The organism is Flavobacterium sp. ALD4 (assembly GCF_002836475.1).
GTDB lineage: Bacteria > Bacteroidota > Bacteroidia > Flavobacteriales > Flavobacteriaceae > Flavobacterium.
Genome location: NZ_PJBJ01000030.1, coordinates 211120 through 226056 on the forward strand (window position 1 = coordinate 211120; position 14937 = coordinate 226056).

The window sequence follows — 14937 nt, forward strand, 5'->3', positions numbered from 1 at the left end:
GCTTGTGTCGTTTATTAATTTTCTGAAATAATTACAAAAAAACAAACTTATGTCAAAAACAGAAGCTTTTTTAACCCAAGAAGAAGAACAAGAAATTGTTGATGCTATTTGCGTGGCCGAAAAAAACACCTCTGGAGAGATTAGGGTTCATTTAGAAAAAACAACCGCCTTAGACCCGTACGATCGTGCTATGGAAGTTTTTCATGAATTAAAAATGGACGAAACCCAACTAAAAAACGGGGTCTTAATTTACCTTGCCGCACAAGACAAAACCTTTGTGATTTGCGGGGATCAAGGAATTAATGATGTCGTTGCAAATGATTTTTGGGACAGTACTAAAGATGCCATGGTCGCCCATTTTAAAAAAGGCAATTTCAAACAAGGCCTTGTAGACGGGATTCTCATCGCTGGAGAACAGTTAAAAAAACATTTCCCATGGTCAGAAGATGACACGAATGAACTATCAAACGAAATATCTAAAGGAGAATGATTTTACAAAAAAAGAATACCATAATTTTCTTAAACCTGCTTGTCTGTTTATTTATTACACAGATAGGTTTTGCACAATTTACAATACCTGAAAAGCCAAGTTTAGCAACTTCAGTTTATGATTACGCTAATGTTCTTAGTTCAACGGAAAAACTTCAATTAGAAGAAAAATTAATCCATTATTCTGATTCCACCACTACACAAATAGTAGTCATTACCATTGAAAGCCTAAAAGGGGAAGATGTAAGCCAGTTAGCCACTCGCTGGGCTCAAACTTGGGGAATCGGTCAAGCAAAAGAAGATAACGGTGTTATAATTCTGGTGGCAAAAGCTGAAAGAAAAATAGCAATTAATCCCGGTTACGGTCTTGAGGATCGCCTAACTGCGGGAATTGGCGGTGAAATAATTAGAAATATTATTACTCCTGAATTCAAATCCGGCAGTTACTACAATGGGCTTGACAAAGGAACAGATGCTTTAATAGATGTTTTTAAAGGCAAATACAAAGGCGAAAGAAAACAGAAGACCAAAGGGAAAAGTTTCCCTATTTTACCCTTCATTATTATTATCGTAATCATCCTTGTTCTTATTTCTAAAAACAAAGGCGGCGGCGGTGGCGGTAATTCTGGAAACCGTGGCGGTCGCGGACCAAGTTTACTGGATGTCATTATTTTATCCAGTCTTGGAAGTGGCGGAAGAGGTGGTTTTGGCGGCGGATCTTCCGGTGGAGGATTTGGTGGCGGAGGCGGCGGATTCGGTGGCGGATTTGGCGGCGGAGGCTTTTCAGGAGGCGGTTCCAGCGGAGGCTGGTAAAAAAACCTATTATACAATCATAAAAAAAGCTGCAAATTGCAGCTTTTTTTATCATTACTACCTATTATATTTCTTAAGACAAAACCAATAGTAACTTGAATCAATCGACTTCTTGTTAAGGAAAACCTCAAGTTTCATCCAATAGTTCTTTTATATTTTAATAATTCATTATCCGTTATTTAAATCATTTTTCGAACTATTAATCGTAAATTAAATAGAAAACAGTCATGAAGAATTTTGCAATAAAACTCATGTGATTTACCACCGTATTTGTATTTATTTTTATCGATTTATGTCAAGCCAATATAGCATTACCCATGCTCCGAAGTTTAGTGATTTCATGAGGCCTACTAATTCTATTTATGGTTTATACAGTACTTGCCGATCAATACACCACTATAAAAACTTTTAAAGATTGGTACGACGATCATCCTATGGACACTTTGGATGATGAGAGATAGAACAAACAGCCCCTGTTTAACTAAAAGCCAAGATAAAACTTCAGGAAATCGGGGTTTTCATGGCCGTTATTCCTCTATATTTCAAGTAGTATTGTCCAAAAGCAATATTCACTTTTTAATAATACGACAACCAATAAAAAAAGGTGTATTATCGTACTTCGCTTTTTAGCACGAGACGATGCAGCAGTTTAGGAAAAAATCGTTTTAAATAAATGCCCAGCACTTCTTTTCCTCCTATATAAGATTCAAAGGTATTAGATTCGACAGCCTTGACTAATTTTTTTGCAAAGACCGCCACCGGCATACCGTTCAGGGTTGCCTGATCATTACTGTTTTGTTTTGATCCATCGCCCGTCAGCGCGTTTACAGCAACATTTGTTTGTATGAATCCCGGACAAATGAGTGTGACATTGACATTGTCTTTTTGATGCTCCATTCGCAGCACATCAAAAAAGCCATGTAAAGCATGTTTCGCTCCGCAATAACCGGAACGATAAGGAGAACCAAATTTCCCCATCAAACTGGTGATGGTTACAAAATGTCCTTTTCTGTTAGTAATATAATGAGGTAATAACGCTTTTGTTATGGCGACCGTTCCTAAATAATCTACTTCAATGAGTTTTTTATCCACTTCAAAATCAGTATCGACTAAAAGCGACCGTTGACTCACTCCGCCATTATTGATTAGGACATCAATTTTTCCAAAAAAAGAAATGGCTTTTTCAACATGATTTTTAGCACTATTAAAATCCGCTAAATCAAAAGGAAGAACAACCACTTCCCCATTCAGGCATTTAGCTTTAACACGTTGGAGGTTTTCAACATTCCTTGCAGAAAGTATAAGTTTACAGTTTCTTTGGCTTAATTCATATGCCAAAGCTTCCCCGATGCCGCTGGAAGCTCCAGTGATCCACACCACCTTATTATTTATAGATGCCATTTTTTATTATAAATGTAAAAAAGTTTACCGAGTTATGACTAACTCGATAAACTTTCTTTAAAAAATATGGGAATAAAAATTATTTCTCTCTTTTGAAGTAAGAAGAGTCAAAAACATATTCGGCTTCCCAAAACCTAGCAGATAGCGTATCATTTTCGTTATCAAAAGGGTTTATTTTTCCGCCTTTATAAAAGCGATACATTTTATAATTTGCCATAATTACATTTTTAATTATTTTGTATCTACATTAAATAATAGTTCATAGTGCAGTAGAGTAATATTTTTTTTTAAGTGTATACTCGCCATCTTCTTTACCGGAATATTTGGTGTCATAAAGATATTCAAGCCAGAGTTCAAGTACTGGTATTCTGTTCTTTTCAGTCAAATATTCCTTATCATCTTCTGAAAGCAAAGCTAGAAATTGATCGCCCATTCTGTGATCGTTAAAGAAGCTGTAAAGAGACGAAGATTCTTTTTTGAAATAAGAAGAGTCAAAAACATACTCGGCTTGCCAAAGAATAAACGAGGGGCTATCAATTGAACCGTCAAAAGGGTTTTCATTTTCGCCTTTATAATATCGATACTTTGTGTAATTTCCCATAATTGTAATTTGTTTTATATTTTCAGTTAAGCATGTTCTTGAATTTTCTAGCATACTAGAAAGATTATTACGTATTTGAATGTGTGCTTGAAACAAGATTTGATTTTACTCACCACCTTGTGAAGTATAATATTCAAACAATTATTTACCGTTTAATTTTGTTAAATCTTTTATATTTTACATTTCAAGTTTAATTCTATTAGCAGCTGTCCTTTTGGTTTCATCAATAATCTTAGCATAAATCTGCGTAGTATTTAAATCTTTATGGCCTAACATTTTTGAAACGGTATAAATATCTGTTCCCATTGACAGTTGCAAAGTTGCGAAAGTGTGGCGGAAGCAATGGAATGTAATCTTCTTGCTTATTCCAGCATCTAAAACCCATTTGGTTAATATCTGTTTTCTCTTTGATTGGTTGCCTCTATCAGGCTAAAAACCTTTTCTAAAGATTGTTTTCTTTCTCCAAGCAAACTAAAAGCCTAACCGTAATTGGTAATGTTTCCGAACCCCCTGTTTTCTTTTGCTTGAATCGAATAAGGTGACCGCTAGCTTCAACATATTGTACTTCTTCCCAAATCAGTTTTTAAATATCGGAACGCCTTAATCCTGTTAATGCAGAAAACAGCGCTTGTACTTTAACTTCAGGACTTTTGCAGTTTGTTTTAACAAGTGCTGTAAGTTCGGTAAGTGTGATGTAGTTTCTTTGCGTTTCAGCCTGTTTAACCGCATTGATTTTATCTGCAATGTTTTCCGATAGATAGCTATCTTTGTATGCTTGTTTTAATGCGGATCGAAATTTATCATAATATATCTTAATCGAATTTTTAGACAATTGAACCTTATTACTTTTTTTGCTTTTGATCGTTTCTAAAAACGCTTTAAATCCATCGAATAACTCGGGGTCAATATCTGAAAACTTCAAAGTGTTTCCTTTGTGTAATTTTAAAAAATCACAACCTCCTAACCAAATAAAACGATTAGATAAATTTTTCTTGTCAGCAACTTTTTTGAAATATGCGATAAAATCACCATCTTATTTTTTATTCTTTTTAATTTGCTCCTGTTCTAACGTACTGTATATTTCGGACTTATTAAATTCACTTTCTTTCTTTTGCCTTATCTGTTCCGCTATATTTAAAGTATTTGTATTGTGCATTTTGTCAAGCGAATGCCTTTTGCTATCAAAGACATACATACCAAACTCCCTGCATGTTAACTCTCCATTCTCGGGATTGGTAACTGCTGAATAAAAATCGAGATATAAACTATGTCTTTTACCTTAAATTGGTTTTTTTTGCGAAGTGATACTTTTACCGCCATTGACAAGTTTTTTTCGAGGTACAGATTAAGTACAAATATAAACAAAAAAACAAATAAAAACCATATCCAAACAAAGTACAAAACAAGAAAAAACCCTTGCAAATCGAATGTTTACAAGGGTTCAATACATATTTAATATACGTTTGTTTTTGTATATTATTTTTCTCTAATATAAATATCGATTGGAACACCTGAAAAATCCCAGTTATCTCTAATTTTATTTTCAAGATAACGTTTGTATGGTTCTTTTACATATTGTGGCATATTAGCAAAAAACACAAACTGTGGTGTTTTAGTAGGTAATTGCATACAATACTTAATTTTCACATATTTCCCTTTTGTTGCAGGTGGTGGATACGCTTCAATCACTTTCAACATGTATTCATTGAATTTAGAAGTAGCTATACGTTGTTGTCTACTTTCGTAAACTTTTACGGTTGCTTCCAATGCTTTCAACAAACGTTGTTTTGTTAGTGCAGAAACAAAAAGAATAGGTACATCTGTAAATGGCATTAATTCTTCTCTGATTTTATCTTCATAATCACGGGTTGACATTGTTTCCTTTTCAACTAAATCCCATTTGTTTACCAAGATCACAACCCCTTTTCTGTTCTTTTCAGCTAACCAAAAAATACTTTGATCCTGACCTTCAAATCCACGAGTGGCATCAATTATCAAGATACAAATATCAGCATGCTCGATAGCACGCACCGAACGCATAACAGAATAAAACTCTAAATCTTCTTTTACTTTAGCCTTACGACGAATTCCCGCAGTATCTACCAAGTTAAATTCGAAACCGAAACGGTCAAATTTCGTATCAATAGAATCACGGGTAGTACCCGCAATATCAGTAACAATATATCTTTCTTTACCAATTAATGCATTGATAAAACTTGATTTCCCAGCATTTGGTCTTCCCACTACCGCAAAACGAGGCAATGCGATTTCTTCCTGAGTCGGCTCTGGTTTTACAGGAAACGAATCAATTAATGCATCTAATAAATCTCCCGTTCCACTTCCTGAAATACTTGCAAAAGTGTAATACTCTCCTAAACCTAAATTATAGAACTCAATCGCATCTTTCTCACGCATCGCATTATCCACCTTATTTACAGCAAGTAAAACCGGTTTAGTCACTTTACGCAATAGTCTTGCTACAGCATCATCCATTGGTGTGATCCCTTCTTCAACGTCAACCACAAAAATGATAACGTCAGCTTCGTCGATAGCTAATTCAACTTGCTTACGGATTTCGCCTTCAAAAACGTCATCAGAGCCACGTACATATCCTCCCGTATCGATTACAGAAAATTCCTTCCCGTTCCACTCACTTTTTCCGTAGTTTCTGTCACGGGTTACCCCAGAAACTGAGTCTACTATCGCTTCTCTTCTTTGTATCAATCGATTAAAAAGTGTCGATTTCCCTACGTTTGGCCTTCCTACAATGGCAACAATATTATTCATAATACTAATTTCAATATTTTGCAAAGGTAGTGTTTAATCCCGTGACTATCAATTTTTTTGATAGATTAGCGCAACCTTAGCTTTTTACCTGATATACGTCCGGTAATATGGACACAAACAACGGACTAAGACTTCGCTTAAGATTTTATAAAAATGTTCTGCAAAATACAGACACAGTCCTTCAAAAACTTGAAGACTATAAAAAAACAAACTGCGACGATTATTCTGTAAAAACAGGCGGAACCCGCACTTGGCTAAACATCTGAAAATCTAATTATTCTCCGCATTTACATTTGGAATTAGACCCCCAGGACGACAAAAAAACACGTATAAGAGGATTATTTGGCTTTAAGCCCACCTTATTTACCTTTTTCTATATTTCTTCATTTTATAATTGCGAGAACGTTTCTAATTTTGACCGGCATAACCGACTATGTATTAAAAAACAGGATGACATTCGATTTTATAGTTGTCGGACTTATGGTATTTGCCTAGTTTTTACTTTATTTTATCACAAAGCAAATCCGAGAAAACGGCCATATAAAAATGAACAAATTTGAAGCCCTATTTTTAAAAAGAATAGAATCTTAAATTATCAGCAGAACCAACTCCTTACGATCAAATTGCAAAAAAAAATCAATATTAGAATTTAAATTCCAATATTGATTTTTTTTATTTTTCCGCTCCGGTTAAGCTAAGCGCTAGCCTTCTGACTCTTTTCTCTTGATTTCAAATCAAAACGATAAAACAACAAGCTTATTGATTGTAACCAAAACGCTTTAACATGTTCACATTACTTCTCCAGTTTTTATTCACTTTCACATACAATTCGATGTGAATCTGTTTTCCGAAGAATTTCTCTAAATCGGCACGAGCATCCACCCCTACTTTTTTTAGTGCTGCCCCCTTATGTCCGATAATAATTCCTTTTTGCGTTTCACGCTCCACCATAATCAAAGACCTGATTCTTATGATGTTTTCATCTTCAAAGAACTCTTCAGTTACAATTTCTACTGCATATGGAATTTCCTTGCTATAGTTCAACAATATTTTTTCCCGAATCGTTTCATTTACAAAGAAACGTTCTGGCTTATCTGTTAATTGATCTTTTGGATAATAGGCCGGTGACTCCGGTAAAAGCGAAATTATTCTTTGGAAAACTTCCGGAACATTAAAGTTTTGTAAGGCGGATATAGGATATATTTCTGCATTAGGCACTTTCTCTGTCCAAAAAGCTACTTGCTTTTCTAATTGTTCCTGATTAGAGTTGTCAATTTTATTCAACAACAACAAAACAGGTATTTTTGAATGAATGATTTTATTGAAGAAGGCTTCGTCTTTTAAATCTTGCTCCCCAATTTCGACCATGTAAATTAAAATGTCAGCATCTTCAAAAGCGGACTTTACAAAGTTCATCATCGACGCTTGCATTTCGTATGCAGGCTTAATAATTCCTGGTGTATCAGACAAAATCATTTGAAAATCTTCTCCGTTTACGATCCCAAGGATTCTGTGACGAGTCGTTTGTGCCTTGGACGTAATGATAGAGAGTCTTTCCCCTACAAAGGCGTTCATTAATGTGGACTTTCCAACGTTTGGATTTCCGATAATATTTACAAAACCTGCTTTATGTGACATTTAATATATTATTTATTTTGCAAAGGTAGTTATATCAACTGAATAGATGAAATAAAACATTTTTTAAAATTTTTCTTGGAAATGATAAATTTCGGTGTACCTTTGCACCCGAAACAACGCGGGATAGAGCAGTAGGCAGCTCGTCGGGCTCATAACCCGAAGGTCACTGGTTCGAGTCCAGTTCCCGCTACTAAGTTAATTTTATTGAGATTACAAACGCACATCGCGGGATAGAGCAGTAGGCAGCTCGTCGGGCTCATAACCCGAAGGTCACTGGTTCGAGTCCAGTTCCCGCTACTAAGAAAGCTTCACAGAAATGTGAAGCTTTTTTTATTTATAGTTTATTCTAACAGCATGGCTCAAATCTGCCACGGTGAACATAAGTTCGAACCTCCGACACGACGCACTACTTATAAAGCTTTACCGCAATGTGAAGCTTTGTTTATTTTATACTATTATGTAACTAAAACTCCGTTAAATAAAAAAACCCATGATGCTTGAGCAATATGGGTTTGAAATCTCCAAACTAACTAAAAATGAAAACCATTTTAGAGCAACTAAAATTTATTTTTACAAATGCTATTCTTCAGCAACTAAAGGTCTTTCGATGTCCATCGTAACATCTAATAAAACAGCGATCCCTTTATCATTTAACATCGTCATATTCAATGTGTCCAATACTGCTAATCTTCTTGATATTAATCCACTAAATTGATTATAAGAAATATTCATTTCTTTCAAGTCTTTAAGATTTTCTAACTCGAAAGGAACTTGGCCATCCATTTTATTTTCAAATAAACTTAAGTTTTCAAGATTTTTTAGATTTGCAACTGCAGCACTTAATTTCCCATTAAGCTTATTGCTGTTCAAAAGCAATATCTTTAATGTACTGACTTCATAAAGTGAACTTGGTATTTGCCCCTCCAATTCGTTATTAAAAACAGCCAATGTTTCTAAGCGTTTCAAGTTTCCAATCTGAGCAGGCAATTCACCGGAAAGTGTATTCATATATAGTTCAAGATCAACCAAATTACTCAACTCACCAATTGAAGACGGAATCGTCCCCGTCAATCTATTAAAAGAAAGATTTAAAGCTACCAGTTCTTTTAAATTTTCTAAAGCGGATGGAATCACACCCGATATGCCGTTTTTATGTAAGTCCAATTTTTTTAAATCTGTAAGGCTCACAATCTCACTTGGTATTTCACCAACAAGATTATTATCTGATAGATCTATCGACACCACTTTATCTCCTTCCAATACAACACCATACCAAGTAGAGATAGGGGAAGATAAATCCCATTTCGTATTCCAATTAGCTCCGTTTGTCGCAGTATACAATTTCAACAGTACTGTTTTATCTGAAACTGAAACTTCTGCCATCATTGTAATTGATGCTAAACCTGTTAGTAGTAGCGTGAATAGATTTTTCATAACATTGAGTTTATAGATGTTTTAACAGTCTAAATATACACACTAACTCAATTATCGACAAATAAAATCGACGAAATACACTTTTTAACTTAATGTATATATGTTTTTCTTACAAAAAAACCATTATTATAATTAAAAAAAAACAGCATATTTGATTTGTTAACTTTAAAACTAAGCTTTTGTAAACTAACTATTTAGCTATTCTAACGGTGGCCGTTTCTGCATTTTTAGCAGGACTTATCAAGTATCATCCGAAAAATTTTGGAACCAAATGGACGACAGAAGCTTGCATGACAAGGATGAAATGAAAGGTAAAAACACGCTCTTGCTTTTCGCAATGGTAGTATTTTATGCTTTTTCAAACGCAATCAACCTTCCAATTTTAGTTATTCATCAATGGGATGCAATCAATTTTTTTGGCAGTAATCGAAAATAAGAAAACCCTTATTTTGCTAATTTTAAAGCTGATTACAAACTGCCGTACATACTTTTAAACGCGTAATACCTCATGGCATGGATTCATATCCGCTTTGTTTCTTGCAGTACATATCATTGGAAGCAAGGTATTATCCGAAAAAAAAAGAAGCAGATACACTTTAATATTGGGCAGATTCCGGATTGTCTGTTATCTGTTAATGAGTGGCCTAACTTGTGCCTGGGTATAAAATTTTCCTTTTAAAATAAAATCTCGTCTCTTTTAAGAATAAAGAGACGAGATTTTTATTATGTTGACGAAAACATAGAATAACTATTAACCTAATTATTTTAAAGCGCGATACAAGATTTCAACTGGATGCAGCGCCTCTCTGCCAGTTCCATCAGCAATCTGATGACGGCAACTAGTTCCTGAAGCAGAAATTAGAGTTGTTGTTTCTTCGGCCCTAATAGCCGGAAACAACACGAGCTCTCCAATATTCATAGATATTTCATAATGTTCTTTTTCATATCCAAAAGAACCTGCCATCCCGCAACAACCACTTGGAATATTGAGAACGGAATAGTTTTTAGGTAATGACAATATTTTTTTTAATGGTACTAAAGATGACAATGCCTTTTGGAAACAATGTCCGTGCATTCGAATACGTTCTTTTGAATCCGTAAAGGAACTGGCGGTGATGTTACCGGCTTCCATTTCGCTTGCTAAAAACTCCTCTATCAAAAAGGTCCGCGTCGCTATTTCCTTCGCTTTTATTTTTAATTCCCCGCGACACAAATCAGGATATTCATCTCTGAAACTTAAAATAGCAGAGGGCTCAATTCCAATCAACAACGAATCCTCCGGGATATGTTTACTGAAAGAAACAATATTCTGCTCAGCGATATCGCGAGCCTTTTTCACCATCCCTTTAGACAAATAGGTCCTTCCGCTAATTCCTATTTCCGCGACTACTACTTTATATCCTAGATGATTCAACAATTTTACCGCCGTCTGACCAATACCGACATCATAATAATTCAGGAATTCATCATTATACAAATACACCGTTGGCTTATTAAAATTACCATATTGAGGATAGTTTTTCATCCATTTTGCGAAGGTAATTTTATGCATCATCGGTAGATTTCGCTGAGTGGCAAAACCAGTCATTTTCTTAACCAGAGTACCCACAAATCCTTTTGCAGAAAAATTGTAGACTCCCGGTATGCTTGCAAACAGTTTATTTATTACTGGCGTATTTCCAATTAATCTAGAACGGAATTTTATACCATTTTTATCATGATACTGTTGTAGAGTTTCGGCTTTTAGCTTCGCCATATCTACATTTGACGGACATTCAGACTTACATCCCTTACAGCTTAAACACAAATCTAGTACTTCAAGCAAAGCTTCACTATCGAATTTATTTTGCTTATCTGAATTGGTTATTGTTTCACGAAGCATATTAGCTCGTGCGCGGGTGGTATGTTTCTCATTACGTGTTGCCATATAACTTGGACACATAGTACCACCACTTTTTTCAGTCTTTCTACAATCCCCTGATCCGTTACACATTTCTGCAGCACGCAGGATTCCATTAGTTTCCGAAAAATCAAAATAAGTATCCGGCATTGGTGTGTCCTGCCCTGCAGTATAACGCAACGAACTGTCCATAGGTGGCGTATCCACTATCTTGCCTGGATTAAAAACATTCCAGGGGTCCCAAGTATGCTTAACATCTTTAAAAATCTGGTAAATTTCTTCTCCCAGCATTAATGAAATGAATTCTCCTCTTAAACGACCGTCGCCATGTTCTCCGCTTAATGATCCTTTATATTTTTTAACAAGATGGGCAATATCAGTAGCAATAATTCTGAAAAGCGCTGCTCCTTCTTTGGTTTTTAAATCAATGATAGGACGCAAGTGTAATTCACCAGTTGCAGCATGTGCATAATGCACACAATTCAGATTGCGTTCTTTTAAAATCACATTGAAGTCTTCGATAAAACCCGGTAAATCGTTTACATCCACTGCCGTATCTTCTATAACAGCAACTGCCTTAGCATCGCCTGGTATATTCGACAACAATCCCAATCCTGCTTTTCGCAGTGTCCAAACCTTGTTGGTATCTTCTCCAAAAACTATTGGAAAATGATGCCCCAGATTTTTTGCCCGCAATTGAGCTTCCATTTTTTCGGCTATCTCCAGAATTTCTTCTTTAGAATCACGCAAAAATTCAACCACCAAAATCGCTTTGGGATCTCCTTGTACAAAGAATCGGTTTTTGTTTTGTTCTATATTTTCTTTGGTACAATCCAGTATATAATGATCTATCAGCTCCACACTGTCTGGATTGAACTGCAAAGCCTCCAAATTTGCTTTCAGCGATTCATTTATGCTATCACAATGCACGCACACCAAGCCTGCAAAAGGCTTTAATGCATCGACTAAATTCAATTTTATTTCGGTAGAGAAAAACAAGGTCCCTTCCGACCCTGCAATTAATTTACAGAAATTAAACTTTTGTTCAAAATCACCAAATGGTTTGCTATCGGCTAATAAATCCAGTGCATATCCCGTATTACGACGTGGAATCGATTTTTTAGGATAATTTTCATCAAATAAATCTCTGTTCGTTTGATTTGACAAAATAGTTTTCGCCTGAAGGTAAATATTTTGCTCCAGTTCGCTTACCACGTTTACTCCATTGCATTTGGCTTCAAACTCTTCATTGGTTAATGCTCCGAATACAACTTCGTTACCATCAGCCAAGAACCCTTTTATTTCTAACAAATGCTCTCTCGTTGACCCATAAATCACGGAACGAGCACCACAAGCATTGTTACCCACCATTCCGCCAATCATGCAACGATTACTGGTAGAGGTCTCTGGTCCAAAAAATAATTGATATGGTTTTAAATGCAAGTTCAACTCATCCCGAATCACCCCTGGTTGTACCCAAGCTGTTTTATTAGCTTTGTCCACCGATAGAATTTGGGAGAAATCTTGAGAAATATCTACTATTATTCCCCCTCCTACAACCTGACCTGCTAGTGAAGTACCGGCGGCTCTAGGAATGACGCTAGTTTTATGATCTCTGGCAAATTGGATTATCTTCTGAATATCTTGTTTAGTTGACGGTATTGCCACAGCTAGCGGCATTTCTCGATAAGCACTGGCATCCGTAGCATAAAGTGTACGCATTGTCTCATCAAAAAATAATTTTCCTTCTATTTGATCGGCTAAACCTTGAAGATTCATTATTGTGTTTTTTTTTTAGTTTATAATTACTTACATCATGGATTAATACAAAATTCTGTATTTGATGGTATTAGGAATTTCTTTTAATTTTTTCTCTAATTCTGGATTGTAAATATCATCAATATCGGTAATTACATATCCCAGTTGTTCATTTGTTTTTAAGTACTGCCCTAAAATATTACTATCCGCATCAGTGAGTATCGTGTTTATTTGCACTAAAATACCTTTCACATTTTCGTGGATATGCATAATACGATGCGCACTTTCAAATTCCGGCAATTGGATTTCAGGAAGATTAACACTACCATAGGTAGTTCCAGTATTGATATAATTTATAATTTTGCGGGAAACGAAATGTGCAATATCAACCTGTGCTTCCTCGGTGCTCCCCCCAATGTGCGGTGTCAAAATCACGTTAGGCATGCCACACAATTCAGATACAAAAGGCTCATCGTTGCTTTTTGGCTCTTCAGGAAAAACATCAACGGCAGCACCTTTTATTTTTCCGTTTTTCAAGTTAGCTAGTAAAGCACTAATATCTACCACATGACCTCTTGAAAGGTTTAAAAAGATTACTCCATCCTTCATGTTTTCGAAGGCTTGGGCATCGATTATATTTTCATTACTCTTTCTACCGTCTACATGTAAGCTAACCACATCCGACAAAGAAAGTAATTCTTTCAAAGAGGAACATTTCTTAGCATTTCCTAAGGCTAATTTATCAACAACATCATAAAAATACACCTTCATCCCTAAGGCTTCGGCTATGATTGAAAATTGAGACCCAATACTTCCGTACCCTACTATCCCAAGCTTTTTTCCTCTAAGCTCCACACTGTTATTAGCCGACTTGTCCCAAATTCCTTTGTGCATTTTATTGCTTTTCTCAAAAGTATCACGAACCAACATGATCATTTCCCCTAAAGCTAACTCTACCACAGAACGTGTGTTGCTATACGGAGCATTAAAAACCGCAATCCCCCTTTCACTACACTCTGGCAAATTCACCTGATTTGTTCCTATACAGAAAGTTCCAATCGCGTGAAGCTTAGTTGCCTTATCAAGTACTTTCTTTGAGATTTGTGTTTTTGAACGAATCCCTAATATGGAAACATCCTTTATTTTTTTACACAGTTCTTCTTCAGACAAAGACCCTTTCACCGTTTCAACATTGTACCCTTCTTTTGCAAAAGCGCTAACCGCATCTGAATGAATGTTTTCTAACAACAACACATTAATTCTATTTTTAGGATAGGAAACAGATGCTTTGTACGACAAATCATATAGAATTTCGTCTAATGAAGGTGAAATTCGATCCGCATTATCTACCCCTATTTGTCGACTCTCCCCTTCGGCAAAAGCATAAAATTTAGAAACCGCTCCACCTTGCAGCCGTTCATAATCTGTATATCCATCGCCAATCATAAAAATATCCCCCACCAAGTTAAGCGACTTTATTTTTAAAACTCTACCTTGATTTTCGCATAATTCATCTTCCTCATCAAAACCAATAATATTTCCTTCATGATCAAACTTAAAGGTATTAGCTAAAACCTGTTCTGGCTTTATACCATACTCTTGAACAATGGGGATAATAATTTCTTTAAACCCATTTGAAATAATATAGATATTATGAGCATTTTGTTTAAAAAAAGCTCTATTCCGAACTACTGATGGCGAAACCCTATTTTTCAAAGTATCAATTAATTCCCTAAGATGATCCCTGTTCCCCTGAAGTAATCCTATCCGCTCTGTCAATGACTCCTTCAAAGATAATTCCCCTTCAATCCCTAAATCGGTCAACCGCTGAATTTCAGCTAGAACATGCTTCCTCGTGCTATTGTTTGCATAAATGATTTCACATAAAACATCAAGCGCTTCTACTTGAATAAAAGTGCTGTCAAAATCAAAAATAAAAGTTTCTTGTTTATCAATCATTGCGTGTGTTGCTATAGTTGTTTTGTTAATTCTCTGTCACGTTGAAATCTGACTTCATCGCGTTTCACAATGCAAATAGAACCAATCTATATTAAAAAAGCCCTCTTAATTTAATAAGAAAGCTCAATTTTATCATTTTAACAATAAAAGTCCCTAA

The 14937-nt window shown here is 35.5% G+C and carries 12 protein-coding genes, 2 tRNA genes and 1 pseudogene; 5 read left to right on the forward strand and 10 right to left on the reverse strand.

Going from position 1 to position 14937, the window contains the following annotated elements:
• Nucleotides 1-49: 49 nt before the first annotated feature.
• Together CXF59_RS09585 and CXF59_RS09590 are read left to right on the forward strand one after the other, a co-directional pair.
• On the forward strand, nucleotides 50-490 hold the full coding sequence (locus CXF59_RS09585; RefSeq protein ID WP_101137586.1) for a TPM domain-containing protein: 441 nt from the start codon (nucleotides 50-52) through the stop codon (nucleotides 488-490).
• Nucleotides 487-1302 (forward strand): YgcG family protein, encoded by an 816-nt coding sequence (locus CXF59_RS09590; protein WP_101137587.1) that lies wholly within the window; start codon nucleotides 487-489, stop codon nucleotides 1300-1302. Before CXF59_RS09585 ends, CXF59_RS09590 begins: the two co-directional genes overlap by 4 nt.
• Nucleotides 1303-1911: 609 nt before the next feature.
• Here CXF59_RS09590 and CXF59_RS09600 read toward each other — a convergent pair.
• The 7 genes and pseudogenes from CXF59_RS09600 to era form a co-directional block, all read right to left on the reverse strand.
• The gene (locus tag CXF59_RS09600; RefSeq protein ID WP_101137588.1) at nucleotides 1912-2703 is read right to left on the reverse strand and encodes an SDR family oxidoreductase; all 792 of its coding nucleotides are present in this window, start codon (nucleotides 2701-2703) and stop codon (nucleotides 1912-1914) included.
• 79 nt (nucleotides 2704-2782) lie between these two features.
• Nucleotides 2783-2920 (reverse strand): hypothetical protein, encoded by a 138-nt coding sequence (locus CXF59_RS14980; protein ID WP_157824557.1) that lies wholly within the window; start codon nucleotides 2918-2920, stop codon nucleotides 2783-2785.
• A 42-nt stretch (nucleotides 2921-2962) separates the two neighbouring features.
• Nucleotides 2963-3304, reverse strand: a complete 342-nt coding sequence (locus CXF59_RS09605; protein WP_157824559.1) for a hypothetical protein — start codon at nucleotides 3302-3304, stop codon at nucleotides 2963-2965.
• A gap of 177 nt (nucleotides 3305-3481) precedes the next feature.
• Nucleotides 3482-3709: pseudogene (locus CXF59_RS15760) on the reverse strand (tyrosine-type recombinase/integrase); the annotation flags it as partial.
• A gap of 178 nt (nucleotides 3710-3887) precedes the next feature.
• Nucleotides 3888-4325, reverse strand: a complete 438-nt coding sequence (locus tag CXF59_RS09615; protein ID WP_157824594.1) for a phage integrase SAM-like domain-containing protein — start codon at nucleotides 4323-4325, stop codon at nucleotides 3888-3890.
• Nucleotides 4326-4780: 455 nt separating this feature from the next.
• On the reverse strand, nucleotides 4781-6091 hold the full coding sequence (der, locus tag CXF59_RS09620) for a ribosome biogenesis GTPase Der (protein ID WP_101137592.1): 1311 nt from the start codon (nucleotides 6089-6091) through the stop codon (nucleotides 4781-4783).
• Between the two features lie 756 nt (nucleotides 6092-6847).
• Nucleotides 6848-7729 (reverse strand): GTPase Era, encoded by an 882-nt coding sequence (era, locus tag CXF59_RS09625; protein WP_101137593.1) that lies wholly within the window; start codon nucleotides 7727-7729, stop codon nucleotides 6848-6850.
• 117 nt (nucleotides 7730-7846) lie between these two features.
• Between era and CXF59_RS09630 the strand changes: the two genes are divergently transcribed.
• Both CXF59_RS09630 and CXF59_RS09635 read left to right on the forward strand, forming a co-directional pair.
• A tRNA-Met gene (locus CXF59_RS09630) sits at nucleotides 7847-7919 on the forward strand.
• A 34-nt stretch (nucleotides 7920-7953) separates the two neighbouring features.
• Nucleotides 7954-8026: transfer RNA gene (locus CXF59_RS09635), tRNA-Met, on the forward strand.
• 282 nt (nucleotides 8027-8308) lie between these two features.
• On the opposite strand, the gene CXF59_RS09640 is transcribed toward CXF59_RS09635, so the two are convergent.
• Complete coding sequence (locus tag CXF59_RS09640; protein ID WP_232758809.1) at nucleotides 8309-9163, reverse strand: Two component regulator three Y domain protein; 855 nt, start codon at nucleotides 9161-9163, stop codon at nucleotides 8309-8311.
• Nucleotides 9164-9434: 271 nt separating this feature from the next.
• Here CXF59_RS09640 and CXF59_RS14985 point away from each other — a divergent pair, with 271 nt between their 5' ends.
• Nucleotides 9435-9599 (forward strand): hypothetical protein, encoded by a 165-nt coding sequence (locus CXF59_RS14985; RefSeq protein WP_157824561.1) that lies wholly within the window; start codon nucleotides 9435-9437, stop codon nucleotides 9597-9599.
• A 324-nt stretch (nucleotides 9600-9923) separates the two neighbouring features.
• On the opposite strand, the gene CXF59_RS09645 is transcribed toward CXF59_RS14985, so the two are convergent.
• Together CXF59_RS09645 and serA are read right to left on the reverse strand one after the other, a co-directional pair.
• A complete protein-coding gene (locus tag CXF59_RS09645; RefSeq protein WP_101137594.1) occupies nucleotides 9924-12842 on the reverse strand; it encodes an FAD-binding and (Fe-S)-binding domain-containing protein in 2919 nt (972 codons plus the stop codon).
• Nucleotides 12843-12884: 42 nt separating this feature from the next.
• The gene (gene serA / locus CXF59_RS09650) at nucleotides 12885-14780 is read right to left on the reverse strand and encodes a phosphoglycerate dehydrogenase (protein WP_198554672.1); all 1896 of its coding nucleotides are present in this window, start codon (nucleotides 14778-14780) and stop codon (nucleotides 12885-12887) included.
• Nucleotides 14781-14937: the final 157 nt, after the last annotated feature.